Raw genomic sequence first — 26,047 nt, 5'->3', positions numbered from 1 at the left:
GTTGTTAGAAGTTGATGTTTACACCGAAGTTAAAGAAGCGCGACGTGGGATAGATACCGCTGTCCAGACCGTAGTTGCCTACTTCGGGGTCGGTGCCGGAGTAGCCGGTGATGGTGGCCACGTTGTCGATGCTCAGGTAGACGCGGACCGAACCCTTCTCCATGCCGATGTGGCGGCTGATATGCTTGGGCAGCGTGTAACCCAGCGTGATGTTCTTCAGACGCAGGTAGTCGCCCTTTTCGAGGAAGATGTCCGAAACCTTGAGGTAGTTGCCGTTCATGTCGTCACTGAGGCCGAGTCGCGGATATTTGCTGGTCATGGGTTTGAAATCCCATGTGTTGTAAACATCGGTTGTTAGGTTACCCAAGTCTTGACGACCGTTCATTCCCAACTGTTTCGTGCCGTTGTAGACATAATTGCCTGCGACGCCCTGAAACATAAAACTGAAGTCAAAACCTTTCCAATCGAGCGATCCTCCAAAAGAGTAGGTTTGTTTCGGAGTATAGGAGCGGGATAATACGCGGTCGTTGTCGTTGATTACGCCGTCGCCGTTGGTGTCGATGAAACGCAGGTCGCCGACCTTGGCATCGGGCTGCAGCATCTTGACCTCGCCGGTGTCGGGATCCTTACTGATATGACGGTCGATCTCGTCCTGCGAGCGGAAGATACCGTCCGTGCGGTAGATATAGTAAGAGTACCATGGGTGTCCTGCTCCTGAAGCAAAAAGCTGAATGCCGTTGAATGTGGGGTATTTGTGCATTACAATGGGCTGGGGGCCGTAGTCCTCTACATAACCTTTGTTGGTCGAGAAAGTGCCCCAGACATTGTAGTTGAACTTGCCTTGTGCGGCGCTGTTCCGATAGGATACGGAGAACTCCCATCCCTTGTTGATTACGTGGCCCATATTACCCAGCGGCGCATTCTCTACACCCATCTGCGGCGGAATCGTGAGGTAATCGACGAGGTCCTTCGTTTCCTTGTTGTAATAATCGACGCTGACTTCGAGCGTGTTGTGGAGCATTGTCAGGTCCAGACCGGCACTGGTCTGGACGGTGGTCTCCCAGCGTGCGTCCGTATTGGGGATGGTCGCCAGATAGGTTCCGTAATGGGTCGTGCCGCCGATAAGCGAACCGTCCGGGTAGATGGAGAGCGGAATGCTGGTCGGGTTGGGCAGGTTGTAGAGGTCTACGTTGCCGACCTTACCCCAGCCTGCACGGAATTTCACGAGGTCGAAGACCTTGTTGAGACCTGCATTCTGGAAGAATTTCTCCGAGGAGAGTTTCCACGATCCCGAAATGGCCGGGAACCAGTCGTAGTTCTTTGCTGCGGGCAGTTTCGACGATGCGTCGCGGCGGATGCTGCCGGTGAGGAAATAGCGGTCGTCGAACGAATAGCCGAGACGGGCAAGGAACGAGACCATCGAGTAGTCTACTATATCTTCGTTCGGGTTCTTGGTCCATGAGCCTGCGGCGCCCCATACCAGATTGTGGTCTTCGTTGGAGCCGTAGCCCTGCGTGCGGAAGTCGCGGAAATGTAGTTTCTTGTAGTCGGTGGTGAAACCCGCCATGGCGCTGATGTGGTGGCGTCCGAAGACTTGCGCGTAGGTAGCCGTCGTTTCCCAAAGATAGTGGAAGTTGTTGTAGTTGAACTGCTCGCGGCTCGAAGTGCTCGATCCGCCCGGCACGTCGATGACGGGCGAGAATTCGTCCTCCTCGCGCATGTCGAGGTCGGCCGTGAACTCCGATTTCAGGGTCAGCGACGTGATCGGCTTGATTTCCAGCGAGGTGGTCGAGAATATCTTGGTGCGCGGGTAGCGGCGGTGCATGGTTTCGAGCTGGGCGACGGGATTCACGATGTTGGGACCCTCGACGCCGCTGGCCATGTCGGCCGACGAAGCGATACCGCCCCATTTCGGTTTGCCGTCGTTTCCGTAGACGATGTTGCCGTTTGCGTCGCGGTCATAAACCGATGCGGAAGCGGGAAACCACATGGCGCCGTAGATGGGGCCCGTGTGCGAGGTGCTGATGTTGCCCTGTCCGTTGGAGTATTCGAAGTTTACGCGCTCCGACAATTTCAGCCATTTGACCGGCTTGAATTCCGTATGGAGTTTCGCACCCAGCGCTTGGCTCCATGTGTTGAGCAGGGTGCCTTCCTTTTTGTCGTAGGTTACCGAGAGGATCGACGAGAGCGTCTCGCTGCCGCCGGTAATCGACACGGCATAGTGCTGCGTCAGACCCGTGCGGAAGATTTCGTCGAGCCAGTCGGTGCGGGTGACGTTGGCGCCTGCATAGACCTGCGGGTTGGCCAGATTGGGCAGCGAGCTGCCCGGCGAGTTCTCGACGGCCTTGCCCCAGACGTCGCAGAACTGCTGCGCGTTGAGCATCGTCGGGAGGTTCATGGAGCGTTCGAAGCCGACCGATACGTTGACGTTGACGCGGGCTTTACCTGCCTGCGCCTGACGTGTGGTGATCAGAATTACACCGCTCGAACCTACCGAAGCACCGTAAATGGCGGCCGAGGCGGCATCTTTCAGGATAGTGATCGTCTCGATATCTTCGGCCATGTAGGGAGCGCCGGGGACACCGTCCACAACGACCAGCACGCCGTCGCCCGAAGTCGGGCCGATATTGTCGCGGCTGTATGCGGCGCTCTTGTCCGTGCCGTCGTCGTTGCCCTTCGAGCCGCGACCGCGGACGGTGAACGACGCTTTCTGCAGCGGGTCGCCCGACTGCTGGATCGTAACGCCCGGCATGCGGCCCTGCAGGAGGGTTCCGAGGTCGGCGGCGCGGCTGCGGGCCGCGTCGTCCACTTTGACGGTGGAGACGGCCATCGAGAGGTCCTCTTTACGCTGCGAGCCGTAACCGATGGCAACGACTTCGCCGATCATCGTGGCGTCTTCTTCCATCGTGACGTTGATTTCCGTGCGGTTCATGACGGCCAGCGACTGCGGTTTGTAGCCGATGAACGAAAAGTCGATCACGCCGTCCGGTTTCACGGAAATCTGGTAGCGGCCGTCGGCATCGGTGGTGACGCCGTTGGTCGTGCCCTTTTCTATGACCGAAGCGCCGATGAGCGGAGTCTGGCTGCTGTCGGTCAGCTGTCCGGACACCGTGACCCGATCCTGCGCATGGGCCGGAAGAATGAGTATGCTCAGCAGCAGACTCATCAGAAGAAAGCGGACGAAGCCCCTGTTCTTCTCCGAAGTTGTCAAATTCATTTTCATAGAGTTAAGGTTAATATTAATAGTAATTGTGTAGAGAGGCTCGGTAATTCTCGGTTTTGGCAGATATTTATTTAAATATTTTAAAAATAGGCGCGGTTTTGGTGTCGATTTGCAGTATGTGCAAAATCGATATTCAAAATTATGTATCTGTAAATTGTTGGTGGGCGTGGTTTGCGTATTTGAATCCTCAAATTGCGTATAATTGACTGCCGCGCCGGAAAAAACCGGACGATACATATATACAAAAAAGCTCCGGACTCTGTCGGGGAGTCCGGAGCGCGATGTTTGTGCTTTTAATATATAGGTGTCGTTCCGATATGGCCGTCCGCCTATTGTGCGGAACCGCCGGCGGCCCGTCAGCTTTGGCCGGAGCCGTCGCCGAAGAGCGCCTTGACGAACTCTTTGCGGTCGAATATGCGCAGCTGGTCGATGCCTTCTCCAATGCCGATGTAACGGACCGGGATGTGGAACTGGTCGCTGATGCCGATTACCACGCCGCCTTTGGCCGTGCCGTCGAGTTTGGTGATGGTGAGCGAAGTGACCTGCGTCGCCTGCGTGAACTGCCGGGCCTGCTCGAAAGCGTTCTGTCCGGTCGAGCCGTCCAGCACGAGCATCACCTCGTGCGGCGCGCCGGGGATCACCTTGCCCATGACGTTGCGGATTTTGGTCAGCTCGTTCATCAGGTTGATCTTGTTGTGCAGACGGCCCGCCGTGTCGATCAGCACCACGTCGGCGCCGTTGGCCTTGGCCGAGGTCAGCGTGTCGAACGCCACCGATGCCGGGTCAGAACCCATCTCCTGACGGATCATCGTGGCTCCCGCACGGTCGGCCCAGACCTTGAGCTGGTCGATGGCGGCGGCGCGGAACGTGTCGGCGGCGCCGATCCAGACCTTTTGTCCGGCTTTGGTGAGCTGGGCCGCGAGTTTGCCGATGGTCGTGGTCTTTCCGGCGCCGTTGACGCCCACGACCATCACCACGTAAGGTTCGCCCTCTTTGGCGTCGAGTCCGAAATGCTTTTCGGAGCCGTGCGACTCCTCCATCAGCGCGGTTACCTCTTCGCGCAGAATGGACTGCAGCTCGGAGGTGCCCATATACTTGTCGCGCGCCACGCGCTCTTCGATGCCCCGGATGATTTTGACGGTGGTTTCCACGCCTACGTCCGACGAGATCAGCACCTCTTCCAAGTCGTCCAGTACGTCGGCATCGACCGTCGAACGGCCTGCAACGGCGCGGGCGAGCTTCGAGAAAAGTCCCGTCTTGGTCTTCTCCAACCCGGCGTTAAGCTCTTCCTGCTGCTGTTTGCGCTCTTCGGAAGCCTGCGCGGCGGAGTTGTCCTGCTTCTTTTTGAAAATATCGAAAAATGCCATGTCTAATATCTCTATATCCGTACAAAGATAATAAGAATGTTTGGAAAAAAACGTTATATTTGCACTATATACATTTTCAACGATGATGAAAAAAACGATTCTGCTGCTTGTGGCAGCGCTTTGCGGCGTATTGACGGCCGCGGCTCAGGACCTGATCGTCAAGACCGATGCGACGAAGGTCGAGGCCAAAGTAACCGAAATAACACCCGATGCGGTACGGTATAAGCGTTTCTCCAATCCCGACGGACCGACCTATGTGCTGCCTGTCGCCGATATCGACTACATTCAGTATGCCAACGGCGAAAAGGAGCGCTTCCGGGCTGCCGAAACCGTGCCTGCGGTGCCGCTGACCCCTGCGACGCCGGTCGCAGCGGCTCCCGCTGCGCAGGCGCCTGTTCAGCAGGCTGCGCCGGTGCAGTATGTGGCCAAGGAGTATCAGATCGGCGAGTTCTACGACCAGAACGGCGTCAAGGGCGTGGTCTGCATGCTGACGGAGGACCGTCGGCACGGACTGATTATTTCGCTCGACGAGATATACCTGCCGTGGAGCGAATTCCGGAAGCCCGACCTGCGGGTTGCGGGCGCCGACGACCGGATCGACGGCATGGGAAATATGGAGAAGGTCGCCGCCTATATCGCCGAAAACAACCTTTCGTGGGATGATTTTCCGGCTTTCAAGTGGTGCCGCGACAAGGGCGAGGGCTGGTACCTGCCGGCCATCGACGAACTGCTGACCATCGGACACAACTACAACGGCGGCACGCGCATACATTCCAACCGTCAGGCCCGCAACCGTTTCAACGACGCGCTCAAGGATAACGGCGGCAAGCGCATGGACCGTCTGGTCTACTATTTCTCCTCGACCGAGAAGGACGAGAAGGAAGCTTATACGACCCATACGGGCATCGAACCTCCCTATGTGATCGAGATTCCCAAGTATAACAAATTCCTCGTGCGGGCGGTGCGGAAGTTCTGAAGCAGGAGTGTTGAGCATACGACAAACGGTGCGTCCTTGGGGGACGCACCGTTTGTCGTATCCGAAGAATTTGCAATCGGCTATTTGTGGGCCAGATCGTGAATCAGTTTTCTCATGTGCTGTTGGAATTTATGCACCGGGTGGATTTCCCGGATGTATTCAACAGCCTTGCAGGATAGTTTTTTGCGCAGTCCCTCGTTTTCTATCAGCTCTTCGATGGCGCTGGTGAAGAGCGGCACTTTGTCGAAGCCGTCGCCGAGTACGGGACCGGTGTAGCGTCCGAATTTCGAAGTCAGATCTTCCGGATTGCGGCAGCTGACCAGCAGTGTGCCGTAGGCCAAAGCTTCCAGAAACGTGATCGGCAGCGCTTCGTGGATGGAGGTGTTGACCAATATTTTGGCTTCGCGGATATATTTCATTTTTTCTTCGCCTTCGACGTGCCCGACGAAATGAAGGTTCGGGATGTCGCGGTATCCGGCCATGATGCTCTCGTTCTGGGATTTTTCCCGGAAAGTCTGGCCCAGCATGAAGAATTCGTATTGCGGAAGTTGCTTCGCGATTTCGCAGAAAAGCCAGCCCCGCTTGATGGATTCGATGCGTCCGATGAAGAGGATATGGTTCTTTTTGGGGTAGCTCTCCGGATCGAATCCGTAGTCGATGTCGATGGGGTTGGGCATATAGGCAATAGGAGCGTCTCCCGGAAGCCGGTACAGCTCTATCGCCTTGTCGTTGAGAAAATATCCCTGAGAAACGAATGTAACCAGTCCTTTGCCGTAAAGTTTGTTCACGCTGTCGTAGAGGCTCGAACTCCAGTAGGAATTTTCGGGAAACAGTTTTACGGTCTGTATTTCCAGCCATTCGCTCCACGGGCGAGGATCCTGTATCCAGTGGATGATCGGTTTGCTGCGACGTTCGTATTTGAGAATATTGTGTGTCAGTTCGACTGTAAGATAGATGTCGTATTTTTTCTTTTTCAGCCACTGCCGGGCAAAAAAGCGTCCGGGAGGGACAATTACCTTGCGGTTGTCGACTTTTTCTGTCAACGCATTGGGGGCGAACTTCCACCGGTGTTTGTTCGAGAGTAAAACTTCCACCGAGATGTTCGTATCGGGCAGGTATCGGGCGATATAATTGCGTGCCAGAAACCCGTAGCCTCCGTATGCCGTGCCGCAGGCTCCGAAATATTCATCGACGATCAGGGCGACTTTGACTCTGCTGGGGTATACGTCGATGCCTGCCGCTTTCTTTAATGTGCGCACTATTCGGCTTCGGACGAACTCCGAGCGGAATTTTCTGTAAGGCGTGAGCCGCAGGTATGCAAAATAGCGGGATGCCATGGTGTTGGGGCATCTGCGTTCGGTGGACCATGGTTTGACGTCCCCGTTGTAGTGGATGATGACCGGATCTTTTACCGTATGGAATTTGTCGTCGGTGGCGGTGTAGTTGTAAATGCCGGGAAGCTCTTTGATTTTGCCGCCTCTGAACGTCGTATTTATCACATCCTGATCCTGATATTCGAACTGCGTTCCTTTCTGGGTCGCAGTCTGCAGGAGCTGGTCCGCCGCCTGATCTTTGCGCATCTGCTCCAAATTCATCAGAATGACGCCTGCGTTTATGTAAAGTTCCGCTTGTGACATTCCGAGCCGATATTTGTAACTGATTTGCTCGATCCAGCTGTCTTTGACGCCCGCGCAGTAGTATCCGTCGAGAGAAGTCTCCCACAACGGGCGCAGAGGACCGTTTACGACCAAATCCGAATCGAGGTACAATATCCGGTCGAGTTCCGGCAGCAGTTCCGGCAGCAGGAACCTGTAATAGGTGTGGTGTGTGATATAGCTGATGTTGAGCCGCAGCTTTTTCAAGGCGCTGTCTTCGACGATTATGAACGAGAGCCGGTTGCCGTCGCCGTAACGCCGGACCGTTTGTTCAAATAATTGTCTGTTCCGATCGGAAAAATAATCGGTAAATATGTAGATGTCCAGAAATTCCGATTTGTTGTTTTCCAGAGCCGAGGCCATTGCTACACAGCAATGTTGGGCGTAAGAGTCGTTGACCGTAAAAGCTATGGCGATCCGTTGAGATTCCTGCATTGTTTTTAGTCGAGAATATTGTTGTTTCAAAGGTAGGAATTTTTCAGCGGATAACAAGCGGTCTTTCCTATAATTGATTTTGCGCACTTGCGGAAGGGGTGTTTCCCTTGATGCAGGATTCGCGGTCTGATCGTGCGCCGACCGCTCTGACCGGGCGATGGTCGCGCTTGCGCGTCTCTTCTGAGACACACAAAGGGCACCCTGTCGGATGCCCTTTGTATTTAAGATCGCTCTTAAAATACTTATTTCTTCTCCTCGAAGAATTCTTTGACTTGGTCGTTGGGGATGATGCCTTCCTTGAACATGTAAGCACCGGTTTTGTCCGACTTGACCATCTTGATGCACTTCGTAAAGTTCTTACCCGTGCCGGTTTTCAGTGTTGCGACTACTTTCTTTGCCATAGAGCTTCAAAACTATTTAATTTCACGGTGAACGGTGACCTTTTTCAGAAACGGGTTGTACTTTTTGCGCTCCAGACGGTCGGGGGTGTTCTTCTTGTTTTTTGTCGTGATGTAACGGGACATTCCCGGAACTCCGCTCTCTTTCTGTTCGGTGCATTCGAGGATGACCTGAACTCTGTTGCCTTTCTTTGCCATTTGTTACTTCGGTGTTTTAGTAAACGGACTTAGGTGCGGCAGCCTCGCGCAGAGCGACTGCAAGACCCTTCTTGTTGATTGTTTTCATGCCGGCAGCCGATACCTTCAGGGTAATCCAGCGGCCCTCCTGCTCAGACCAGAAACGCTTGGTTTTCAGATTGGGACTGAATTTGCGTTTGGTCTTGTGGTGCGAGTGCGAGACGTTGTTGCCCACGATCGCCACCTTGCCTGTGATTTCGCAAACTTTCATTTTTGTTTTCGATAATATTAATATTATTCCCGTAAGGGAGTGCAAATATAAGGAAAAAATGAGAACTAAAGATTAAGTTGCCCGATTAATTTTTAATGTTGAATGTTATTGTATTGATAGTCAGTGTTTAAACGATTGGAATCGTGAGCGTGAAACGCGCCCCTTCCGTGTAGGAAGTGTCGAGTTCGACCCCGCCGCCCAATGCGTCCGCGATCAGCCGGCAGACGGCCAAGCCCAGTCCCATGCCCTGCGAGAACGGGTCGAGTTTGACGAAACGGTCGAAGATGCGGTCCGCTTCTGCGGCGGGGATGCCCGGTCCGCGGTCCGTAACCGTGAAGGCGATCCGCTTTTTGTGCGAGATCAGGGTGTAGGCGAGCGTGATCCGGCCGTCGGGGGCGAAGCGTGCTGCGTTGCGCAGCAGTTCGGTCAGGGCCTTGGAGAGCAGCAGGCAGGAGGTGTTGACCGGAAGTTGTGCGCATTCGGGTTCGAAGCGGATGTCGAGTTTGCGGAGACTGTAGTCCCTGACGGTCTGAATGCACTGCATGCAGCAGACGTTGATGTCCACCGGACCCAATGCGGGCGGGGTGTCGGAGGATTCGAGGCCCGCGATATAGAGCACATCGTCCACGAGCTTCTGGAGGTAGCCGCTGTTTTCCCGGATGATTTCGATGTAGGACTGACGCTCTTCGTCGTCCGCGTCCGGGGCCGCGGCCAGCTCGGCGAAACCTACGATGGAATTGAGCGGGGTGTTGATCTCGTGCGTGATGTTGCGGATGAAGACGCCCTTCATCCGGCTGCTCGCCTCCGCGGCCCGTTTGGCGTGCGCCAGACGGCGGTTCATGCGCGCCGTGAAGAGGAGGAAGAGAACCGTCAGCAGCAGGATGACGCTCAGCGCCGCGATGCCCAGCTGCGTGCGGTGCAGGCGCACTTTCTGCGTCTGCCGCTGCAGCTCCGCCTTTTCGACGTCGAGACGGCTGACGTCGAGCAGCGTGGCGAATTCGCCGAGGTTTCTTTCGTTGTCGTCGCCGACCTTTTTCCGGTAGAGGTCGAGGTAGTGTTTCTGACTTTTGTAGGCGGCTTCGTAATTGCCGGTTTCGGCATAGGTTTCCGCACGGGTTTGGAACAGTTCGTAGAAATAGGTTTCGCTGTGCCCGGTCTCTTTGAACAGGCCGATCAGTTTGTCGAGTGTGGTCAGCGCCCTGCCGAATTCGTGCTCGGCGAGGTTGATGGCAAGCTGCGCTTCGGTGAGGCTGGCCGTCGTAAGGTATCCGTCGTGTCCCTGCCGGATCTGGTCGAACAGCGTGCGGGCTTCGGCGCTCCGGCCGGTCCGGCTGTAGAGGATCACCTGTTTGAGTTTCAGCGGCCAGATGTATTCGGGCAGGGTGAGCCGCGCCTTGCCTTTTTCGAGCTCTTCGGCGGCTTCTTCGTACCGTCCGGTGTCGATGAGGACGGTGGCCAGCTCGGAATAGAGAATAGGCAGCGAGAATTTGTTGAGGTTGTTCTCTTCGATGAAGCCGATCGCCTTGCGGTAGTAGTCGGCGGCGGTCTCTTTGAGTCCGCGGGTTCGGTAGATGTGGCCTAACTGCTTGTAGGCTTCGGCGATGGCGGGCTTGTAGTCGTCCTGTCGGCCTGCGCCATGTAGCGTTCCAGCTCGTACTGCGCCAGCGTGTATTGCCCGTGTTTCGTGTAGTAGAGAATAAGCCGCGACCAAGTGAAAAAATAGTAGGTCGGCTGCTCGTTTGCGCGTGCGAAGGCCTGCACGCGGGGAATCCACGCCTTGAGAGAATCCAGTTCGTTGTTGAAGTAATAGTGGTCGGCCTTGAACGAGAGGGCGACGGCCTGCATGCGGATGTCGTTTTTTTCGCCCGCCAGCCGGAACAGCGGGTCGGCCTTGAGCAGGACGACCGAATCGCGGATGTTGTTGTTGCACCAGCGGTAATAGGCGTAAAGCGTGCTGTCTACGTTTTGTAGGTTTCGGTCTGCGCGTGGCCGGACGGAATCCGGATAAACAGCATCAATAAAAGCAGAGCTTTTTTCATTAGTTTTTGGACTGAATAGTTGCAAAGATAAGTAAATATCTGCTGTAAAACAAACTATTCAGTCTTTTGAGAGGGCTATTCGGCTTTATTCGATGCCTGCAGTTCCTTTTCGAGCAGTTCGATGGCCGCCGTTCCGGCTTTTCGGATGACGGCGTTGCGGCTGCCGCCGGCACGGATCAGGCGGGTTGTGGTGCGTAGCGGGGAGCTGACGGCGATCCATACCGAGCCGACGGGATATTCGGGCGTTCCGCCCGTAGGGCCTGCGATGCCGGTAGTGGCGACGGCATAGTGCGAATTCGAAGCCCGGCGTACGCCTTCGGCCATCTGACGGACGACCTGCTCGCTGACGGCGCCGTAGCGGGCGATCGTGTCGCAGCTGATTTGCAGGATCTCCTGCTTGGTGTCGAGGCTGTATGCCACGACGCCGCATTTGAAGTAGGCCGAAGCGCCGGGCAGGGCCGTGAAGCGCGCGGCGATCGTGCCGCCCGTACAACTCTCGGCGACGGCCAGCGTCTGGATGCGGTCGGTCAGGATGCGGTGCACCCGTTTTTCCGGAGCGTGGCTGCTGCAGGCGGTCAGCGAGAGAATGAATGCGGTTGCGGTTGAGAGCAGGATTTTATTCATCGGGGCGTCGTTTTATTTTCCGTTGAGTTCGTCGCGCAACAGGCCGAGGGCGAAGGCGCCGGCGCGGTCGATGATCTGTCCGCGGTCGGAGCCGCACTGTTTGAGCAGGGCGACCGTGCGGCGGGGGCCTGCGACGGCGATCCATACCGTGCCGACGGGCTTTTCGGCCGTACCGCCCGCGGGGCCTGCGATGCCGGTGGTCGAGACGGCGTAGTCGGCGCCGCTGATGCGTCGCGCCCCTTCGGCCATCTGTCGGGCGACCTGTTCGCTGACGGCGCCGTAACGGGCGATCGTGTCGGGATCGACGCCCAGCACAGCCTGCTTCGACGCGTTGCTGTACGAAACCACGCCGCAGAGGAAGTAGGCCGAAGCGCCCGGCATGGCCGTAAAGCGCGCGGCGATGGTGCCGCCCGTGCAGCTCTCGGCCGTGGCGAGGGTTTGTCGCCGTTCGGTGAGCAGCTGGTGTATCAGCTCCTGCATGGTGGCCGTTTCGTAGCCGATGATGTTGTGGGGAATGATCCTGCGCAGCGCTTCGAACTGCCGTTCGATCTCCTTCGATACGCTTTCTCCCTCGACCTCGTAGGCCGACAGCCGGAGCCGCACGGCGCCCGGATTGGGCAGGTAGGCCAGCTTCAGGTAGGGCGGCAGGGCGTTTTCCCACGCTTCGATCGCTTTGGCGAGCATCGATTCGGGCAGTCCGGCGGTGATCATCGTGCGGTGTACGATCTGGCGCAGTTCGAAGTGCGCCTTGAGCCGCGGCATGACCTCGTCCTGCATCAGATGCTCCATTTCGTAGGGTACGCCCGGCAGCGAAACGACCACTTTGCCGCCGCGTTCGAACCACATGCCCGGCGCCGTGCCGTGCGCGTTGAACAACACCGTGCAGCAGGCCGGAACCAGAGCCTGTCCGCGGTTGAGGTCGTTGAATTCGATGCCCCGCTCTTCGAGCATCCGTTTTACATGGTCGGAGACGGTTTGGTTCGGGATGAGTTCGCTGCCGAACATTTCGGCCAGCGTCTTTTTGGTGATGTCGTCCTTGGTGGGGCCGAGTCCGCCGGTGATGATTGCGATGTCCGACTGGCCGAGGGCGCGTTCCACGCACCCGACGATCTGCGCGCTGTCATCGCCGATCGAGACTTTTTCATGCACGACGATGCCCGCGGCGTTGAGGTGGCGGGCGATGGATACGGAATTGGTATCCACGATCTGACCGATGAGGATTTCATCGCCGATAGTGATGATCGTTGCTTTCATAAGCGGTGTTTTTGACTCAGGACTCCGGCTGTTCGGAGTCGGGACCGGATTGCGCCGGAGTCCGGGATTCCGCAGGCGCCGGTTCGGCGTTTTCGGCTTCCGGCTGTGTTTCGGCAGATTGCGGCGCGGGCTGTTCTGCTCCGGCTTGCTCTGCGGAAGGCTGTTTTGTCGCGGGCTGTTCTTTTGCGGGTTGTTCCGCCGCTGCCTGCTGCACTGCGGGCTGTTCTGCTGTCGCCTGCGCCGCTGCCGCCCTTTCCGCTGCGGCTTTCGCTTCGGCGTCGGCGATGAGGGCGCGGCAGATGTCGCGCACCAGTCCGGGACCGTTGTAGATATAGCCGGTGTAGAGCTGCAGCAGGTCGGCTCCGGCGTCGAGCATCGCTTTCGCGTCGTCGGGGGTCATGATGCCGCCCACGCCGATGATCGGAAAATTGCCGCCCGAACGGGTGTGGATGCGGCGCACGACCTCCACGGCCCGCTGCGTGAGCGGTGCGCCGCTCAGCCGGCCGCTGCCGATCTTGTCGAGCGTCGTGCGGCTGGTGTGCAGCCCTTCGCGGTTGTGCGTGCCGTTGGTCGCCACGATGCCGTCGAGGGGCGTTTCGAGCAGAATGTCGCTGATTTCGTCGATCACGGCGTCCGGCATGTCGGGCGATACCTTGAGCATGATCGGGCGGTATTGGTTCTGTCCCCGGCGGAAGTCGAACAACGGGTCGAGAATCCGCAAGATATGTTCGCGCGTATGCGTCGCGCCTTCGCGGCACGAGTTGTCGCAGCTGATGTTCACAGTGAAGTAATCCGCGTACTGGTAGAGGTTGCGGAAGAGTTTGAGGTAGTCGGCCGCGGCGTTTTCGGCGAGGGTCGCGGTGTTGCGGCCGATGTTGCAGCCGACGATGAATCCTTCGTGGGGCCGGCGCAGGTGCTGGATGGTCTTTTCGAGACCGCGGTTCGAAAGCCCGATGCGGTTGATGATCGCCTCGTCCTTCGGGAGCCGGAAGACGCGGGGGCGGGGGTTGCCCGCCTGCGGGCGCGGCGTCACGGTGCCGACTTCGACGAATCCGAAACCGAGGGCCGCCAGTTCGCGGAACGCCTCGCCGTTGCGGTCGAAACCTGCGGCCAGCCCGACGGGGTTGGCGAATTTGATGCCGAAGACCTCGCGTTCGAGCGCGGGGTGTTTCACGGCGTAACACTTGCGGAGCAGCCACCGTCCGCCGGGAATCAGCCCGATGGCGCGCAGCAGTATCAGTACGGCGCGGTGCGCCCGCTCGATGGTGAGCGAGAAGAGGATGGGCTTTATGATGCTACGGTACATGGTCTCAAGTGGCGGTTTCGCTTATGGCCGCAAAGGTACTAAAAAAGAATTGATTTCGCTAAAAGTATTCGCGGCGGTAGCGGTAATGGTCGCGCATCGGCTCGAAATCCTCCGGCCGGGCCTTCAGGCTGCGGCTCTGGGCCTCGATGTCGAACGCGCCCCCGATGGTGGTGCAAAGCTCCTGCCACGAGATCGGCCGGGGCGTCGAAGGGGCGGCCTGAGGCGGGTACCATCCGGCGAGGGGCAGGCCGAAGAAACGGGCCAGCGTATCGACCGACATGGCCGTGGCATTGGCTTTGCCCTGCTCGGAATAGCCCGCGATGTGCGGCGTGGCGAGCAGTGTGCGGGCGAGCAGCCGGCGGTCGATGGCGGGTTCGTGCTCCCAGACGTCGAGTACGCAGGCAAGGCCGCTGCGCAGCAGGGCCGCGCCGTCCACGACCTCGCCGCGCGAGGAGTTCAGGATTACGGCGCCGGGTTTCATCCGTGCAAAAAGGGCGTCGCCGGCCATGCGGCGCGTCGTGTCGTCGAGCGGCGTGTGGAACGTCAGGATGTCGGCTTGGCGGGCGACCTCCTCCAGCGGCAGGAAGCCGCAGCGTTCGCGCGCCTCGCGCGGCGGGTCGCAGCAGAGGACCCGGAAGCCCCATGTTTCGGCATACTCCTTTACGAGCGATCCGACGTGTCCCACGCCGACGACGCCCAGCGTACGCCCGGCGGGCTGCCAGCCCTGCGTGCGGGCGAGGTGGGCCAGCACCGCCCCCGCCCATTGGAGTACGCCTCTGGCGTTGCAGCCGGCGGCCGTGCAGACGCGGATGCCGTGCGCCGCGCACCACGCCGTGTCGATGTGGTCGAAACCGATGGTCGCCGTGGCGATCAGACGGACGCGGGAGCCGCCGAGCAGCCGCTCGTCGCAGCGGGTGCGCGTGCGGATAAGGAGGGCGTCGGCATCGCGCACCTCCTCCGGCGCGATTTCCGACCCCGGAAGATAACGCACCTCGGCCCAAGGTTCGAGGACCCCCTGCAAAAAGGGTATGGCGCTGTCGGCGATGATTTTCATGGCTGATGGCTTTTTCCTGATTTCTACTCTTTACGGGAAGCAAATATAGGGAAAAATTAAAATTTTTGTACCTTTGACATTTAAAACGGATCTTATGGAACAGAAAACGTTCGATCCCGACGGGGTCGGTGTGGATAACGGGACCTATTTCGGGCTGCCTTTCGAACCGGAGACGGCCGAGCTGGTGATCGTCTCGGCGCCTTGGGACGTGACGGTGTCCTACGGAGCGGGGACGGCTTACGCCCCCGATGCCATTATCGAGGCCTCGACGCAGCTCGATTTCCACGAACCGCTGGCTCCCGGCGCATGGCGCCGCGGCATCGCCACGGCCGACGTGGACTATTCGCTGCTGGACGAATCGCAGCGCCTGCGCGGCGATGCGGCGAAGGTGATCGACCACCTCGAAGGGGGCGGCAGTCCTGAGGACGACTATGTGGTGCGCAAAATCTGCCGCGTGAACGAAGGGTGTGTGGCCATGAACGCCAACATCGGGGCGCAGGCCGCGCGCTGGCTCGATGCGGGAAAACTCGTCGGGCTGGTCGGCGGCGACCATTCGACGCCTTACGGCCTGATCCGCGCGCTCGGCGAGCGGCATGCGGAGTTCGGAATCCTGCATATCGACGCCCACTGCGACCTGCGGGACGCCTACGAGGGGTTCGAGTTTTCGCACGCTTCGATCATGTTCAACGTGCTGCGCGACGTGCCTGCGGTGACGAAGATCGCCCAAGTCGCCGTGCGCGACTTCAGCGAGCGGGAGGCGGCGCTGGCCGCGTCGTCCGGCCGCGTCCTCCTGTTCGACGATCTGTCGCTGGCGGCCGCCGGGTTTCGCGGCGAAACGTGGGATGCGCAGTGTCTGCGTATCGTCGAAACGCTTCCGCAGGAGGTCTACGTGAGTTTCGACATCGACGGACTCTCCTACGAGAACTGTCCCCACACGGGGACTCCCGTTGCGGGCGGACTGGGTTTCAACCAAGCCGTCTGGCTGCTGGACACCCTCGTGCGTTCGGGCCGCCGCATCGTCGGGTTCGACGTGGTGGAGGTCACTCCGGCCCGCGAGGAGCGGATCGACGCCATAACGGGCGCACGGGTATTGTGGAAGTTGTGTAATTTAACTTTAAAATCAAACGTTCGATAAATGCGACTATTTTCGATGTACCGCTGGGTGCGCGAGCGCCACATGATCGGTATACGCGGCCGTAATTTCATGGAGGCCCCTTGGGCCGGAGGCATCGTGCTGCTCGGATGCGTGATCATTGCCATGCTGCTGGCCAATCTGCCTGCGACTTCGCTCTATTACCGTCATCTGCTGGAGACCGACCTCTCGCTGATGGTGCATAGCCCCGACGGGCTGATCGACTGGGTGTTCCCGCGCGGGATGACCGTCGAGAAACTGATCAACGACGGCCTGATGGTGATTTTCTTCTTCGCCGTGGGGCTTGAGATAAAACGCGAGATCGTCTGCGGACAGCTTTCGTCGGCCAAAAAGGCGCTCCTTCCGGTGCTGGCCGCGGCGGGCGGCATGCTCTTCCCGGCGATCATCTTCACCGCCTTCAACCACGGTACGATGGCCGCCAACGGCTGGGGTATTCCGACCGCCACCGACATTGCCTTCGCCATCGGCATTCTCTCGATGCTCGGCGACCGGGTCCCCGTGTCGCTCAAGATATTCCTCACGGCGCTGGCTATCGCCGACGACCTCGGAGCCATTCTGGTCATCGCGCTCTTCTACGGTGGGCAGGTGCAGATCGGATGCCTGCTGGCGGCGCTGGTCATCATGCTCGGCGTCTACTTCATGAAGGAGATGGGCGAGAAGCGCATGTTCTTCTATCTGGTGCCGGCCGTGGTGGTGTGGGGGCTGTTCTACTATTCGGGCGTCCACTCGACCATTTCGGGCGTGGCGATGGCCATGCTGATTCCGATGACGCCACGCTACAGCAAGGAGTATTTCGTGCACAAGATGCGCCACCTGAAGGCGCTGATGCTCGCCGCCGGCACTTCGGGCGACGATTTCCCCAACGAAAACCACCGGTTCTACCTGCGCCGCATGCGTAATCTCGCGGCCGACTCGGTGGGCATGAGCTACCGGCTGGAGCATGCGCTGGCGCCTTCAGTGACCTTCCTCGTGATGCCGATTTTCGCGCTGGCGAACGCCGGGGTCGAGATATCGTCGCTCGAATACCTCAATATTTTCCATATGTCGCCCGATATCGGATCGGTGGGGATGGGCGTCTTCTTCGGACTGCTCGTGGGAAAACCGCTGGGCATATTTCTTGCGAGCTGGGGCGCCGTGAAGTCGGGGCTGGCCGAACTGCCCGAAGGGGCGACGTGGCGCATGCTCTTCGCCGTGGGGTGTCTGGGCGGTATCGGATTCACGATGTCGCTGTTCGTCGATGCGCTGGCCTACACCGAACCCGACCTGATCGACCGGGGCAAAATCGCGATCCTGATGGGCTCGACGGCCGCCGCCGTCGCGGGCAGCCTGCTGATACTGATTTTTTCGAAAAAACGAACCTGATATGCGTAAGACATTAGTTGTCCTCATGGCTGCGGCGTTGCTGGCCGGGGCCTGCTCCAAAAAGACGGGCGGGGGCGTGAAGCTCAAGACCGACACCGATTCGGTGGCCTATGTGATCGGCATGAACGTGGGCATGAACCTGATGAAGATGGATTCGACGATCAACGTGAACGCCGTATGCGAAGGCATCCGCGACGTGTTCCGCCAAGGGACCAGATTCTCGGCTGCCGACGCCGAGGTTTTCTACCTGCGCTATATGAATTACGCGCTGCCGGAGAAAGCCCGCGCCTACGAGGAGCAGTTCCTGCAGGATATTCTCAAGGCCAACCGCAACTACGCCCGCACCGCATCGGGCGTGACCTATACGGTCGAGGTGCTGGGCGATCAGGAGCAGATACCCGCTTCGGACCGCGACAGCATCGCGCTCCGCTACCTGATCCGCACTGCCGACGGACAGGAAGTCTACTCATCCTACGAGCGGGGCGATACGCTGCGCACGACGCTCGGCGGCCTGCTCAAGGGCATGAAGGAGAGCGTCAAACTGGTCGGCAGGGGCGGAAAGATCAACGCGTGGATTCCCTCCTCGGCGGCTTACGGAACGCAGGGCGACAAAGAGCTGGGAATTCAGCCGAATACCACGCTGTACTACGAAATCGAGCTTGTCGATGTCGATAAATATGCGAATTGGTCGCGGCGCAGCAATTTACGCCGTTAATTTTAAACCATTATTCCAAATATTTTATAACTTTGCGCAGGTAAACCCCTAACAGGCACAAACGATTAAACATATTTGAAAAACAAAACAATGAAAAAAATTCTTTTTGCAGCGGCACTTGCAGGTGCTGCGTTCATGACTGCCTGCGGCGGCAAGGACGGCGGCGTTCGTATGGGCAGCCTTTCGGATTTCGACTCGCTTTCGTATTCGCTGGGCGCCAATATCGGCTACGGCATGAATCACGAGATGAGGGACATTCCCTTTGATTTCAAGGCCATCGACAAAGGTATCAAGGAGGGCGCCATGGGTAAGGCCACGCAGGAGCACGACAAGTCGCTCGACATGCTGCGTGAGTATTTCATGAGCAAGCGCGGCGAGCGTGCGCAGGAGATCGCAGCCAAGCGTGCCGAGCAGGACAGCATCCGTCTGGCCGGCGGCGACACGACCAAGGTCGAGTATCCCGCAGCCGATCCCGCCATGTTCGAGAGCGAGGAGGAGCGTGCCGAGATTTCGTATGCGTTCGGTAACGACATCGGTTACAACATCAGCCAGAGCGGCATGCCCATTCAGCTCGTATGGATCGGTCAGGCCATGCAGGACGTGCGCGACGGCAAGGCGAAGATGGCCGAGGATGCCGTGAACCAGTATCTGCAGTACTACTTCATGGTGAAGCGTCCGGCCGAGAACGCCGAGGCTTCGAAGGCATGGCTGGAGAAGATCGAGAAGAAGTCGGGCGTGAAGAAGACCGAGTCGGGTCTGCTTTACAAGGTTACCAAGCAGGGCGACGCTTCGATGATGCCGAAGGATCCGCGCGACGTGGTGAAGGTGCATTACACGGGCCGCACGCGTGAAGGCAAGGTCTTCGATACTTCGAAGTTCGCAAACCGCTCGAAAGAGCAGCAGGAGATGATGCGCAAGCAGAATCCCGACGGTTTCAACGAGGACGGCACGCCGAAAGAGGCCGATACGGAGGCTGAATTCCCGCTCAACCGTGTGATCAAAGGCTGGACCGAGGGTCTGCAGTTGGTAGGCAAGGGCGGCACGATTATGCTCTGGATTCCCGCCGATCTGGCTTACGGCCCGCGTGGCGCCGGCCGCGACATCGGCCCCAACGAGGCGCTTGAGTTCGAGGTGGAGCTGATCGACGTCGTTCCTTTCGAGGAACCCGCTCCGGCGGATTCGACGGCCACGGCCGAGACTCCTGAGGCAGCTCCCGCGAAATAAGCAGGTGTGATTCCGAATATGACAGGGCGGACCCCGTGCGGGGTCCGCCTTGTTTGTCATTGTGCCGGCATTGGGAGGAGGCGTCCGCTGCGGCCGCTGTTATAATAGGTATGTCATCGGGGTAAAACGGATTCCGTCCGTGACGCGTTCGGCGTCGGTTGCGGTGAATCCCAGTCTGCGGTATATTTCGACGGCATAGGGCGACGAGTTGACGGTGATGCGGGAAACCGCCGGATCGGTGCGGCAGAAGTCGCGTACTGCGTTGAACAAGGCGCGGGCGATGCCCTGCCGGTGACAGGATGCGTCCACGAAGAGCAGGCTGATGTGGCTACGGTTTCTGACCGCGGCGACGCCGGCCAGCGTATCCTGCCGGAATGCTCCCCATAGCATCAGCGCGCCGGTGCGAAACTGTTCCGTCAGGGCTTCCGGGGCAATGAACCGGTGAAAGACGTCGATGCCTTCCTGCGCGTAATCGGGGGCTTCGAATTCTGCGAAAACGCGGCGGACGAGCGCGGAAGCCGCCCGGATTTCCGCTTCGCGGAGCGGCCGGATGTCGGTTGCAGGCGGGGGGGGCGTGTCGGGAACGGTCGGTTGCATGGCGGTGATTTTGAAATGAAAAAGGCGGCTGGAGATCCCAGCCGCCTTGTATGTTTTCCGTCCGCTTTAGAACGGCAGGTCGTCCACCTCGGCGGGCGACGATGCATAAGAGGGCTCCTCGGCGATGGGCGGCATGTCGGGCATCGGGCCTGTGCCGGGAACTTCGGCCTGTTTGGGCTGGAGGCGCCATGCGCGGATGTCGGTGTACCAGCGGCCGTTGTATTCGCGCGACTCGATATTGACCGAGACGGTGTAGGCCGCACCCTCTTTCAGACGGGCCACGTCGTCGGGCTTGTTGAAAAACGTGACGCAGATCTTGCGGGCGAACGAACCTTCGTTCATCTCGAAGACCACGTCCTGACGCTGCCATTCGCCGCGTGCCGACGTTCCTTTTGTCACGGGCATTATTTTGTAAACTGTTCCTTCGAATTCCATGGTGATGCTGTGAATGGATTAATAATCTTATTTTCCGCAAAGGTAACAAAAAATCGGAAGAATCCCTGCACCCGCCGGCAAAATTCCCGCGCAAATTTCTCCGGCGGGGAGCTTCGGGGCGCCGCGATTTTTTGTATTTTGCGTCGCCGGACGGGAAAAACTGCGCAGGCATGTGCCCGGAGAATTCTATGGATGCCGAAATCGGGGATTCCACACATGCCGATTGGCTGTTCGGTCGGATGTGCCCTGCAAATAAGACAAAAAAGACCTGCATTTCTGCAGATCTTTGATTTTCAGTGGACCCAGAGGGGCATGATCCCACGACCTTCGGATTATGAGTCCGCTGCTCTAACCGACTGAGCTATGGGTCCGTCCGGCGGCTGTGTGCCCAAACCGCAGGCACAAATATAGCAAAACAAATCCGAATTCCCAATATGACGCGGAGATTTTTTAGGTCCGGGCAGGCCGCGGCGGGGGCTTACTGACGGTCGAAAATGTCGTTGAGGACCTTGGCCAGCCGGTAGCCGGCTTTGGCGAGCTGCTCTTCGGCCAGCGGTTTGTATTTCAGGATGAAGTCGTGTCCCAGTTTGTCGCCCGGCTTCACGTCGTAGATGCATTTCGAGTTTGCGGCCGACTCGCGGCCCCAGTCGTAGATGTCGCCGGCGATCGCCGCCCGCTGCTGTTCTTCGGTGTAGCGGTCGAGCAGGAAGGCCAGATCGGAGAAGCTCCACGGGTGGGTCGTCGCTACTATCGGGGTGTCCCAGATCGTGTGGTAGCGGATTTCGCTGCCTTTGAGGACGACGTTGAAGTAGCCGATTTCCTGATTGTCCGGCCAGCGGACGTGTCCGGGGCAGTGCATGTCGCCCAGACAGTGGACGATGACCTGAATGCAGGCCAGCCGCGTGGAGTCGTTCATCTCGTGCATGCGGTTTTTCAGCTGGTCGGCAGCCCGCTCGACGTAATAGAGGCAGTTGGCCAGATATTTGTCGCCGGGCAGCCGGTTACCGCGGATTACCTCGCCGCTTTCGTCCACCGAGAAGGTGTGGGGCAGCATGTGCATGCGGGGACCGTTGGTGGGCGTATAGCCCAGATCGACGAGCATTTGGGGCTTGTAATCGTCCATCCACGAAGCGTAATAGACGATCGAGCGGCCGTCGAGCAGTTTGTCCAGATTGGCTTTGGCCTTTTTCGTCAGGTGTTGCTCGGCCAGACGGGCGACGGCGGCGTGTCCCAGCCTGCCCCATGCGAAGGCGCCCTGAGCGGACGTCAGTGCGGCGAAGGCCGCGATGAGAAGGAGTCTCTTCATGTTTTAAGGTGTTTTGTTGTTTTGTCTCTCCGCCCCTTGCGCGGCGCGGAAGCTTGTCATAATATAATACCGTGCTGCGGGGCGAAACACCTATCCGGCGGCGGGAAATTTTCGGGATATTTTGTCGCGGGCCTTTGGGAGCCTTTCTGCGGGCTGTTTTTATCCGTCCGGCGCGGCCTTCGGCACGGGGCGTTCTCGCTGCGGAGGTAATGCGGAGATAAAAAGTTTCGCGGAAAATCGGGCGGAGTATTGTTTGTTGCAAATAAATTCGTACCTTTGTCCCGCTTAAGCAATCAATTAAAACAAAAACAACGAAATGAAAAAGGGTATTCATCCGGAGAATTATCGTTTGGTGGCGTTCAAGGACATGTCCAACGACCACGTGTTTTTGTGTCGGTCCGCCGTTTCGACAAAAGAGACCATCGAAGTGAACGGCGAAACCTATCCCGTGTATAAGATGGAAATTTCCAACACGTCGCACCCGTTTTACACCGGTAAGATGAAGTTGGTAGACACCGCCGGTCGCGTCGATAAGTTTATGAGCCGTTACGCAAAACGCTACGATAAGAAAGGCGCGAAATAGGCGCTTTCCGCACTGAGAGACAACGGGCTGCACTTGTGTGCGGCCCGTTTGTTTTTGGTGCGGTTTGTTGCAGGGAGAGCTATTTTGCGGTCGAGGGAGTGTCTGCGTGTAGGAACGGTCCTGCGGTCGAGGGCGTGTTTGGCGGTTGTAGAAACGTTTCTGCGGCCGGGGCGCGGATATGCCGGGGAAGGGTCGGCAGGTGCGGCCGGAATTTTCGTTCTGGGGCCGATTTTTTTGCACACGATATCGTTTTTATGTATATATTTGCCGCCGTAAGGCAAACAATGACTTAAACGTTAGAAAGTTATGAAGCATGTAATTGTCATGGCGCTGGGGGCTGCGCTGGCTCTGGCGTCGTGTGTGAGCAAAGGGACGGTCGTCAAGGTCGAGGAGCAGCGCGATTCGCTTTCGGTGGTCGTCAGCGCGAAAGACTCGCTGATCAATGCAGTTTTCGAAGATATCGGCTCCATTTCCGAGAATCTTGCGCTGATCAGGACGCGTGAGAATCTGATCTCGGTGGCAGGCGACGCCGAAGGCGGCCGCCGTCCCGTGGAGGAGATCAACAACGATATTGCCGCCATCGACCGGCTGCTGCGGGAAAACAAAGTCAAGATCGCTTCGCTGCAGAGCGCTGTCGCGCAATTGCGGAAAGCCAATCTGCGTCTCGACGGACTGGAAAAGATGATTCGGGACATGAGCGAGCAGCTTACCGAGAAGAAAAACGAAATTGCCCAGCTGCGGGAGAATCTCACCAAGATGGGCGTCGAGGTGGAGACCCTGACCGAGCAGGTGGCCGTGCGGAGCGAGCAGGTCGAGACCCTGAACACCGAGAAGATCGAACTGGAGAACCAGCTGAATACGGTGTATTACATCGTCGGGACCGAGAAAGAGCTGCGTGAGGCGCAGATCATCAACAAGCAGGGTTTCATCGGGCGTACGCTGACGGTCAATAAGACCGATAATCTGGCCAGTTTTACCAAGTCCGATTCTCGGTTGCTGTCGGAGGTGCCGATCGGGCAGAAAAAGGTTTCGGTCGTGACGACGCATCCCGAAGAGTCGTACGAGTTGGTGACGGATGCCGACAAGGTCGTGCTGAAACTGCTTATTACCGATCCCGTCCGCTTTTGGGAATCGTCTAAGATTCTGATCGTAAGCTATAAATAACGGGCGGAGGGCCGGATGATCCGGCGCCGCGCGGAAATGAGAGAGGCATCCCGGAATATTCCGGGATGCCTCTCTCGTTTGGCGAGCGAGTGAGTTCGGCAAGGAAACCGAGATGGGGCGGATAATGGATGTATTTTGTCAGAGACGGGCGGTGTATGGCATGCCGGACACGTTTTTTGATTCGGATCGGAATGGAGACGAACCGTTATTTGCGATGCGCGGTGTTCTGTTTTGTCATTTTTATTTTTTTTACGTACATTTGGACAATAAAAAATATACATAGTTGTAATATGGATTATCAAATCAAACCGCAGTTTGTGGAGGCCGGTTTGAAAGAGAATTGCCCTGCGGATTGTAGTAGTTGTCCTACGTTTCCTGCGCCGTTTCGCCGCATAGGCGATTCGAATTACTGCCGTTTCGCGCAAATTTCTTTTTCAGCAGGAGAAGGGGTGACTTTTCCCGCAGACCGCATGGTGCGCATTCTTTTCGTGATGTCGGGTTCGCTGATGATGGAGCATGGGGATACGGTGCGGCTTGTGACGTCGAAACAATACGTATGTCTGGCGAGGGGCGAACGTTTCGTCACCACGGCGCAGGACGACGCCCATGTCGTCGTGCTTTCGCTGATTCACCGCATCGAGTTCTGCGAACAGGATATTTTCGATAAGGTGATGCCCTACGATACGGTCATCCCGACCGAAGCGGTGCCGCGGCTTTCGATGCATCCTACGATCGAACGCCTGCTCTGCGATCTGTTCGCCGTTCCGGAGCTGAGCGAGTGCGCCCGTTACCACAAAATGAAGGCTACGGAGCTTTTCATGATGATCAAGGTGCTGTATACGCCGACGGAGCATGCTTATTTCTTCCAGTCGATGATTCAGCCGCAGGATAACTTCCGCGTGTTCGTGTGCAACAATTACGACAAGGCGCAGGGCGTGGCGGAGCTGGCCGCGCTTGCGGGCATGAGCCTTTCGGTCTTCAAGCGCCGTTTCGCCGAGCACTTCAACGACAGCGTCTATCATTGGATGATGCGCCAGAAGGCGCTGAAGATCTTTACGGATATCCGCGACGGCGAGGACAGTACGAAGGTGCTGATGAACAAGTATGGATTCCGCCATTATACGCAGTTCAGCCGGTTCTGCAAGAATTACCTGCAGGCGACGCCCGCGCAGCTGATCGCATCCATAAAGGAGGGGTAGTAGGGGATTTGTCCCGTACCGTCCGCAGACGGAGAGTATATGCCGGCAGCTTGGGTTTGTTGTCGGATTGTGGAAACGGAGAGGCTGTGGGCTTCTCCGCTTCTTTTTCAGCGCTCCAGCAGGTAGATGTTCAGATCGACGAACTCCCCGTCGGAGAGTTGTTCGCCCCGGACTTCCACCCGGTCGAGCCGGAATCCGAGCCGCTGGGGAATACGGTTGCTGCGGAGATTGCCCGGCGCGCAGCGTATTTCGATGCGTTCCATGCCCATCTCTTCGAAAGCGAGCCGGCAGAGCGCCTGCACGGCGGACGTCATGATTCCCCGGCCCTGAAACTCGCTGCGGAGCCAGTAGCCGATTTCGATGGTGCGCGTCGTGCCGTCCGCCGATTTGAAGCCGATCAGTCCTGCGAACGCATCTCCGCTCCGGATCGTGAAGACCGGGTTTGCCGTGTCGTTCAGCATCCCTGCGACGACCTCCTGCGTCTGCTCCACGCGGTGCGTCGCCGCCACGAACGGGAGCCAGCGTCCGAGGTGTTCGCGCTGGGTGTCTATGGCGCCGAAAATCGCCGGTGCGTCCCCGCTGCACAGCGAACGCAGCGAGAAGTCGTCGAACAGTGGAATCGTTTTCATGGTATATGCCGGTTTTGGCTGCAAAGGTAGTGAAAAATCGGGGAAGCTGTTTTTTTATATATTAAATAGGTGTCGGAGCGTTTTGCACCCGCAGGAACTGCGGTTTCGGAGCGTGCAGGGGCGGAACGGTAATAACCTTGGGTGCGGAGGGTGATATTTTTTGCAGAAGCTGTTGTAAAATATAAAACTTTTCCTATCTTTGCACCCGATTTCACCCCTGTAAAAAAGGCGGTAGACCGACGTTCTTTGAGAAGAGTAAAAAAGTGAAAAATTTATTGGAAATAATTTGGCCGGTAAATTTTTTATGCCTACTTTTGCAATCCAAAACGGTTGATTTTGCCGATGTAGCTCAGTTGGCCAGAGCAGCTGATTTGTAATCAGCTGGTCGGGGGTTCGAATCCCTCCATCGGCTCGGACAGCCGATGCGAGAGAAGCGGAAAGACGAAGGTCTTCCGGAACACGAGCAGCGGCGCAACGAAAGCCTCACGGGGAAGACCCGCGCAAAAAGCGAGCCGATCTTTCAGGGGCAGACAACTTGGGAAGTTACCAGAGTGGCCAAATGGGGCAGACTGTAAATCTGCTGGCTTACGCCTTCGGTGGTTCGAATCCATCACTTCCCACTAAGAAAGAGTGCCGGTTGGAGTTGCAAGATCTTCGGCGGTGTCCGATCGACGGACGGCGCGGAGGAAAGGGTAGACTCTGATACGGTATATTTTTGCGGAAGTAGCTCAGTTGATAGAGCATCAGCCTTCCAAGCTGAGGGTCGCGAGTTTGAGCCTCGTCTTCCGCTCAAGACGCAGAAGCGTGTGATACGGACGTCTCCTATCGGTTGATAGGGGAGTTTGTGTCGCCCGCTCGTTCTGCGAAATGAATTTTTAAAACTTTAAAGCAATTTTTAACA

Annotated in this window: 24 protein-coding genes and 4 tRNA genes; 11 read left to right on the top strand and 17 right to left on the bottom strand. The window is 57.8% G+C overall.

The features are described from left to right. Positions 1-4 precede the first annotated feature (4 nt). A complete protein-coding gene (locus ACESTR_RS09160; protein ID WP_014775703.1) occupies positions 5-3,223 on the bottom strand; it encodes a SusC/RagA family TonB-linked outer membrane protein in 3,219 nt (1,072 codons plus the stop codon). A gap of 356 nt (positions 3,224-3,579) precedes the next feature. Further along, entirely contained in the window at positions 3,580-4,590 is a 1,011-nt protein-coding gene (gene ftsY, locus ACESTR_RS09155; RefSeq protein ID WP_009596472.1) for a signal recognition particle-docking protein FtsY, read from the bottom strand. Positions 4,591-4,675: 85 nt separating this feature from the next. Here ftsY and ACESTR_RS09150 point away from each other — a divergent pair, with 85 nt between their 5' ends. Next, complete coding sequence (locus ACESTR_RS09150; protein ID WP_227042419.1) at positions 4,676-5,566, top strand: hypothetical protein; 891 nt, start codon at positions 4,676-4,678, stop codon at positions 5,564-5,566. Between the two features lie 80 nt (positions 5,567-5,646). Here ACESTR_RS09150 and ACESTR_RS09145 read toward each other — a convergent pair whose 3' ends face one another. From ACESTR_RS09145 to ACESTR_RS09100, 10 genes are all read right to left on the bottom strand, one after another. After that, positions 5,647-7,656, bottom strand: coding sequence for a glycosyltransferase (locus ACESTR_RS09145; protein WP_227042418.1), 2,010 nt, complete (start codon positions 7,654-7,656; stop codon positions 5,647-5,649). Positions 7,657-7,898: 242 nt separating this feature from the next. Then, a complete protein-coding gene (locus ACESTR_RS09140; RefSeq protein ID WP_009596369.1) occupies positions 7,899-8,057 on the bottom strand; it encodes a DUF4295 domain-containing protein in 159 nt (52 codons plus the stop codon). Between the two features lie 12 nt (positions 8,058-8,069). Further along, on the bottom strand, positions 8,070-8,252 hold the full coding sequence (gene rpmG / locus ACESTR_RS09135) for a 50S ribosomal protein L33 (RefSeq protein ID WP_009596501.1): 183 nt from the start codon (positions 8,250-8,252) through the stop codon (positions 8,070-8,072). A 16-nt stretch (positions 8,253-8,268) separates the two neighbouring features. Further along, positions 8,269-8,502 carry a 50S ribosomal protein L28 gene (rpmB, locus tag ACESTR_RS09130; protein WP_009596398.1) on the bottom strand — a complete coding sequence of 78 codons (234 nt, stop codon included), beginning with the start codon at positions 8,500-8,502 and terminating at the stop codon, positions 8,269-8,271. Positions 8,503-8,629: 127 nt separating this feature from the next. Continuing rightward, positions 8,630-10,174 carry a sensor histidine kinase gene (locus ACESTR_RS09125; RefSeq protein WP_373179151.1) on the bottom strand — a complete coding sequence of 515 codons (1,545 nt, stop codon included), beginning with the start codon at positions 10,172-10,174 and terminating at the stop codon, positions 8,630-8,632. After that, on the bottom strand, positions 10,081-10,566 hold the full coding sequence (locus ACESTR_RS09120; RefSeq protein ID WP_279064598.1) for a hypothetical protein: 486 nt from the start codon (positions 10,564-10,566) through the stop codon (positions 10,081-10,083). The genes ACESTR_RS09125 and ACESTR_RS09120 overlap by 94 nt, the downstream gene beginning before the upstream one ends. A gap of 50 nt (positions 10,567-10,616) precedes the next feature. Next, positions 10,617-11,165 carry a CinA family protein gene (locus ACESTR_RS09115; protein WP_009596515.1) on the bottom strand — a complete coding sequence of 183 codons (549 nt, stop codon included), beginning with the start codon at positions 11,163-11,165 and terminating at the stop codon, positions 10,617-10,619. 12 nt (positions 11,166-11,177) lie between these two features. Then, on the bottom strand, positions 11,178-12,419 hold the full coding sequence (locus ACESTR_RS09110; protein WP_130062493.1) for a competence/damage-inducible protein A: 1,242 nt from the start codon (positions 12,417-12,419) through the stop codon (positions 11,178-11,180). Positions 12,420-12,435: 16 nt separating this feature from the next. After that, the gene (locus ACESTR_RS09105; protein WP_279183164.1) at positions 12,436-13,725 is read right to left on the bottom strand and encodes a quinone-dependent dihydroorotate dehydrogenase; all 1,290 of its coding nucleotides are present in this window, start codon (positions 13,723-13,725) and stop codon (positions 12,436-12,438) included. A 58-nt stretch (positions 13,726-13,783) separates the two neighbouring features. Further along, complete coding sequence (locus ACESTR_RS09100) at positions 13,784-14,779, bottom strand: 4-phosphoerythronate dehydrogenase (RefSeq protein ID WP_279066700.1); 996 nt, start codon at positions 14,777-14,779, stop codon at positions 13,784-13,786. Positions 14,780-14,873: 94 nt separating this feature from the next. Here ACESTR_RS09100 and ACESTR_RS09095 point away from each other — a divergent pair, with 94 nt between their 5' ends. The 4 genes from ACESTR_RS09095 (at position 14,874) to ACESTR_RS09080 (ending at position 19,233) form a co-directional block, all read left to right on the top strand. Further along, on the top strand, positions 14,874-15,914 hold the full coding sequence (locus tag ACESTR_RS09095) for an agmatinase family protein (protein ID WP_278714086.1): 1,041 nt from the start codon (positions 14,874-14,876) through the stop codon (positions 15,912-15,914). Beyond that, positions 15,915-17,294, top strand: a complete 1,380-nt coding sequence (gene nhaA / locus ACESTR_RS09090; RefSeq protein WP_237958884.1) for a Na+/H+ antiporter NhaA — start codon at positions 15,915-15,917, stop codon at positions 17,292-17,294. A gap of 1 nt (position 17,295) precedes the next feature. Further along, the gene (locus ACESTR_RS09085) at positions 17,296-18,009 is read left to right on the top strand and encodes an FKBP-type peptidyl-prolyl cis-trans isomerase (RefSeq protein WP_014775714.1); all 714 of its coding nucleotides are present in this window, start codon (positions 17,296-17,298) and stop codon (positions 18,007-18,009) included. A 90-nt stretch (positions 18,010-18,099) separates the two neighbouring features. Then, the gene (locus ACESTR_RS09080) at positions 18,100-19,233 is read left to right on the top strand and encodes an FKBP-type peptidyl-prolyl cis-trans isomerase N-terminal domain-containing protein (protein ID WP_237958882.1); all 1,134 of its coding nucleotides are present in this window, start codon (positions 18,100-18,102) and stop codon (positions 19,231-19,233) included. A gap of 99 nt (positions 19,234-19,332) precedes the next feature. On the opposite strand, the gene ACESTR_RS09075 is transcribed toward ACESTR_RS09080, so the two are convergent. The 4 genes from ACESTR_RS09075 to ACESTR_RS09060 all read right to left on the bottom strand — a co-directional run bounded on the left by ACESTR_RS09075 (position 19,333) and on the right by ACESTR_RS09060 (position 21,571). Then, the gene (locus ACESTR_RS09075) at positions 19,333-19,830 is read right to left on the bottom strand and encodes a GNAT family N-acetyltransferase (protein WP_279183166.1); all 498 of its coding nucleotides are present in this window, start codon (positions 19,828-19,830) and stop codon (positions 19,333-19,335) included. A gap of 66 nt (positions 19,831-19,896) precedes the next feature. Beyond that, positions 19,897-20,265, bottom strand: a complete 369-nt coding sequence (locus ACESTR_RS09070) for a DUF3127 domain-containing protein (protein ID WP_276721790.1) — start codon at positions 20,263-20,265, stop codon at positions 19,897-19,899. 297 nt (positions 20,266-20,562) lie between these two features. Further along, a tRNA-Ile gene (locus ACESTR_RS09065) sits at positions 20,563-20,636 on the bottom strand. Between the two features lie 107 nt (positions 20,637-20,743). Beyond that, positions 20,744-21,571: a S1/P1 nuclease gene (locus tag ACESTR_RS09060; RefSeq protein WP_195289990.1), complete on the bottom strand. Its 828-nt coding sequence runs from the start codon at positions 21,569-21,571 to the stop codon at positions 20,744-20,746. A gap of 316 nt (positions 21,572-21,887) precedes the next feature. Here ACESTR_RS09060 and ACESTR_RS09055 point away from each other — a divergent pair, with 316 nt between their 5' ends. The 3 genes from ACESTR_RS09055 (at position 21,888) to ACESTR_RS09045 (ending at position 24,517) form a co-directional block, all read left to right on the top strand. After that, entirely contained in the window at positions 21,888-22,154 is a 267-nt protein-coding gene (locus ACESTR_RS09055) for a type B 50S ribosomal protein L31 (RefSeq protein ID WP_009596455.1), read from the top strand. Positions 22,155-22,460: 306 nt separating this feature from the next. Beyond that, on the top strand, positions 22,461-23,318 hold the full coding sequence (locus ACESTR_RS09050; protein WP_279183729.1) for a hypothetical protein: 858 nt from the start codon (positions 22,461-22,463) through the stop codon (positions 23,316-23,318). Between the two features lie 470 nt (positions 23,319-23,788). After that, positions 23,789-24,517, top strand: coding sequence for a helix-turn-helix domain-containing protein (locus ACESTR_RS09045; RefSeq protein WP_039939562.1), 729 nt, complete (start codon positions 23,789-23,791; stop codon positions 24,515-24,517). A gap of 107 nt (positions 24,518-24,624) precedes the next feature. On the opposite strand, the gene ACESTR_RS09040 is transcribed toward ACESTR_RS09045, so the two are convergent. After that, positions 24,625-25,146, bottom strand: a complete 522-nt coding sequence (locus ACESTR_RS09040; protein ID WP_227042416.1) for a GNAT family N-acetyltransferase — start codon at positions 25,144-25,146, stop codon at positions 24,625-24,627. A 338-nt stretch (positions 25,147-25,484) separates the two neighbouring features. Here ACESTR_RS09040 and ACESTR_RS09035 point away from each other — a divergent pair. From ACESTR_RS09035 to ACESTR_RS09025, 3 genes are all read left to right on the top strand, one after another. Further along, positions 25,485-25,558, top strand: a tRNA-Thr gene (locus tag ACESTR_RS09035). A 125-nt stretch (positions 25,559-25,683) separates the two neighbouring features. After that, positions 25,684-25,766: transfer RNA gene (locus ACESTR_RS09030), tRNA-Tyr, on the top strand. 97 nt (positions 25,767-25,863) lie between these two features. After that, positions 25,864-25,936 (top strand) — tRNA-Gly (locus tag ACESTR_RS09025). Positions 25,937-26,047: the final 111 nt, after the last annotated feature.

Source organism: Alistipes sp. DJF_B185, assembly GCF_964250025.1.
Lineage (GTDB): Bacteria > Bacteroidota > Bacteroidia > Bacteroidales > Rikenellaceae > Alistipes > Alistipes finegoldii.
This window is presented reverse-complemented; position numbering and strand designations above follow the sequence as displayed.

Coding starts and splice junctions, on each gene's coding strand:
- ACESTR_RS09075 (WP_279183166.1), bottom strand. CDS start 19,830: ATGCAACCGACCGTTCCCGACACGCCCCCCCCGCCTGCAACCGACATC.
- ACESTR_RS09085 (WP_014775714.1), top strand. CDS start 17,296: ATGCGTAAGACATTAGTTGTCCTCATGGCTGCGGCGTTGCTGGCCGGG.
- ACESTR_RS09160 (WP_014775703.1), bottom strand. CDS start 3,223: ATGAAAATGAATTTGACAACTTCGGAGAAGAACAGGGGCTTCGTCCGC.
- ACESTR_RS09140 (WP_009596369.1), bottom strand. CDS start 8,057: ATGGCAAAGAAAGTAGTCGCAACACTGAAAACCGGCACGGGTAAGAAC.
- ACESTR_RS09110 (WP_130062493.1), bottom strand. CDS start 12,419: ATGAAAGCAACGATCATCACTATCGGCGATGAAATCCTCATCGGTCAG.
- ACESTR_RS09095 (WP_278714086.1), top strand. CDS start 14,874: ATGGAACAGAAAACGTTCGATCCCGACGGGGTCGGTGTGGATAACGGG.
- ACESTR_RS09055 (WP_009596455.1), top strand. CDS start 21,888: ATGAAAAAGGGTATTCATCCGGAGAATTATCGTTTGGTGGCGTTCAAG.
- ACESTR_RS09050 (WP_279183729.1), top strand. CDS start 22,461: ATGAAGCATGTAATTGTCATGGCGCTGGGGGCTGCGCTGGCTCTGGCG.
- rpmB (WP_009596398.1), bottom strand. CDS start 8,502: ATGAAAGTTTGCGAAATCACAGGCAAGGTGGCGATCGTGGGCAACAAC.
- ACESTR_RS09100 (WP_279066700.1), bottom strand. CDS start 14,779: ATGAAAATCATCGCCGACAGCGCCATACCCTTTTTGCAGGGGGTCCTC.
- ftsY (WP_009596472.1), bottom strand. CDS start 4,590: ATGGCATTTTTCGATATTTTCAAAAAGAAGCAGGACAACTCCGCCGCG.
- ACESTR_RS09115 (WP_009596515.1), bottom strand. CDS start 11,165: ATGAATAAAATCCTGCTCTCAACCGCAACCGCATTCATTCTCTCGCTG.
- ACESTR_RS09040 (WP_227042416.1), bottom strand. CDS start 25,146: ATGAAAACGATTCCACTGTTCGACGACTTCTCGCTGCGTTCGCTGTGC.
- ACESTR_RS09060 (WP_195289990.1), bottom strand. CDS start 21,571: ATGAAGAGACTCCTTCTCATCGCGGCCTTCGCCGCACTGACGTCCGCT.
- ACESTR_RS09145 (WP_227042418.1), bottom strand. CDS start 7,656: ATGCAGGAATCTCAACGGATCGCCATAGCTTTTACGGTCAACGACTCT.
- ACESTR_RS09105 (WP_279183164.1), bottom strand. CDS start 13,725: ATGTACCGTAGCATCATAAAGCCCATCCTCTTCTCGCTCACCATCGAG.
- nhaA (WP_237958884.1), top strand. CDS start 15,915: ATGCGACTATTTTCGATGTACCGCTGGGTGCGCGAGCGCCACATGATC.
- ACESTR_RS09150 (WP_227042419.1), top strand. CDS start 4,676: ATGAAAAAAACGATTCTGCTGCTTGTGGCAGCGCTTTGCGGCGTATTG.
- rpmG (WP_009596501.1), bottom strand. CDS start 8,252: ATGGCAAAGAAAGGCAACAGAGTTCAGGTCATCCTCGAATGCACCGAA.
- ACESTR_RS09045 (WP_039939562.1), top strand. CDS start 23,789: ATGGTGCGCATTCTTTTCGTGATGTCGGGTTCGCTGATGATGGAGCAT.
- ACESTR_RS09070 (WP_276721790.1), bottom strand. CDS start 20,265: ATGGAATTCGAAGGAACAGTTTACAAAATAATGCCCGTGACAAAAGGA.
- ACESTR_RS09080 (WP_237958882.1), top strand. CDS start 18,100: ATGAAAAAAATTCTTTTTGCAGCGGCACTTGCAGGTGCTGCGTTCATG.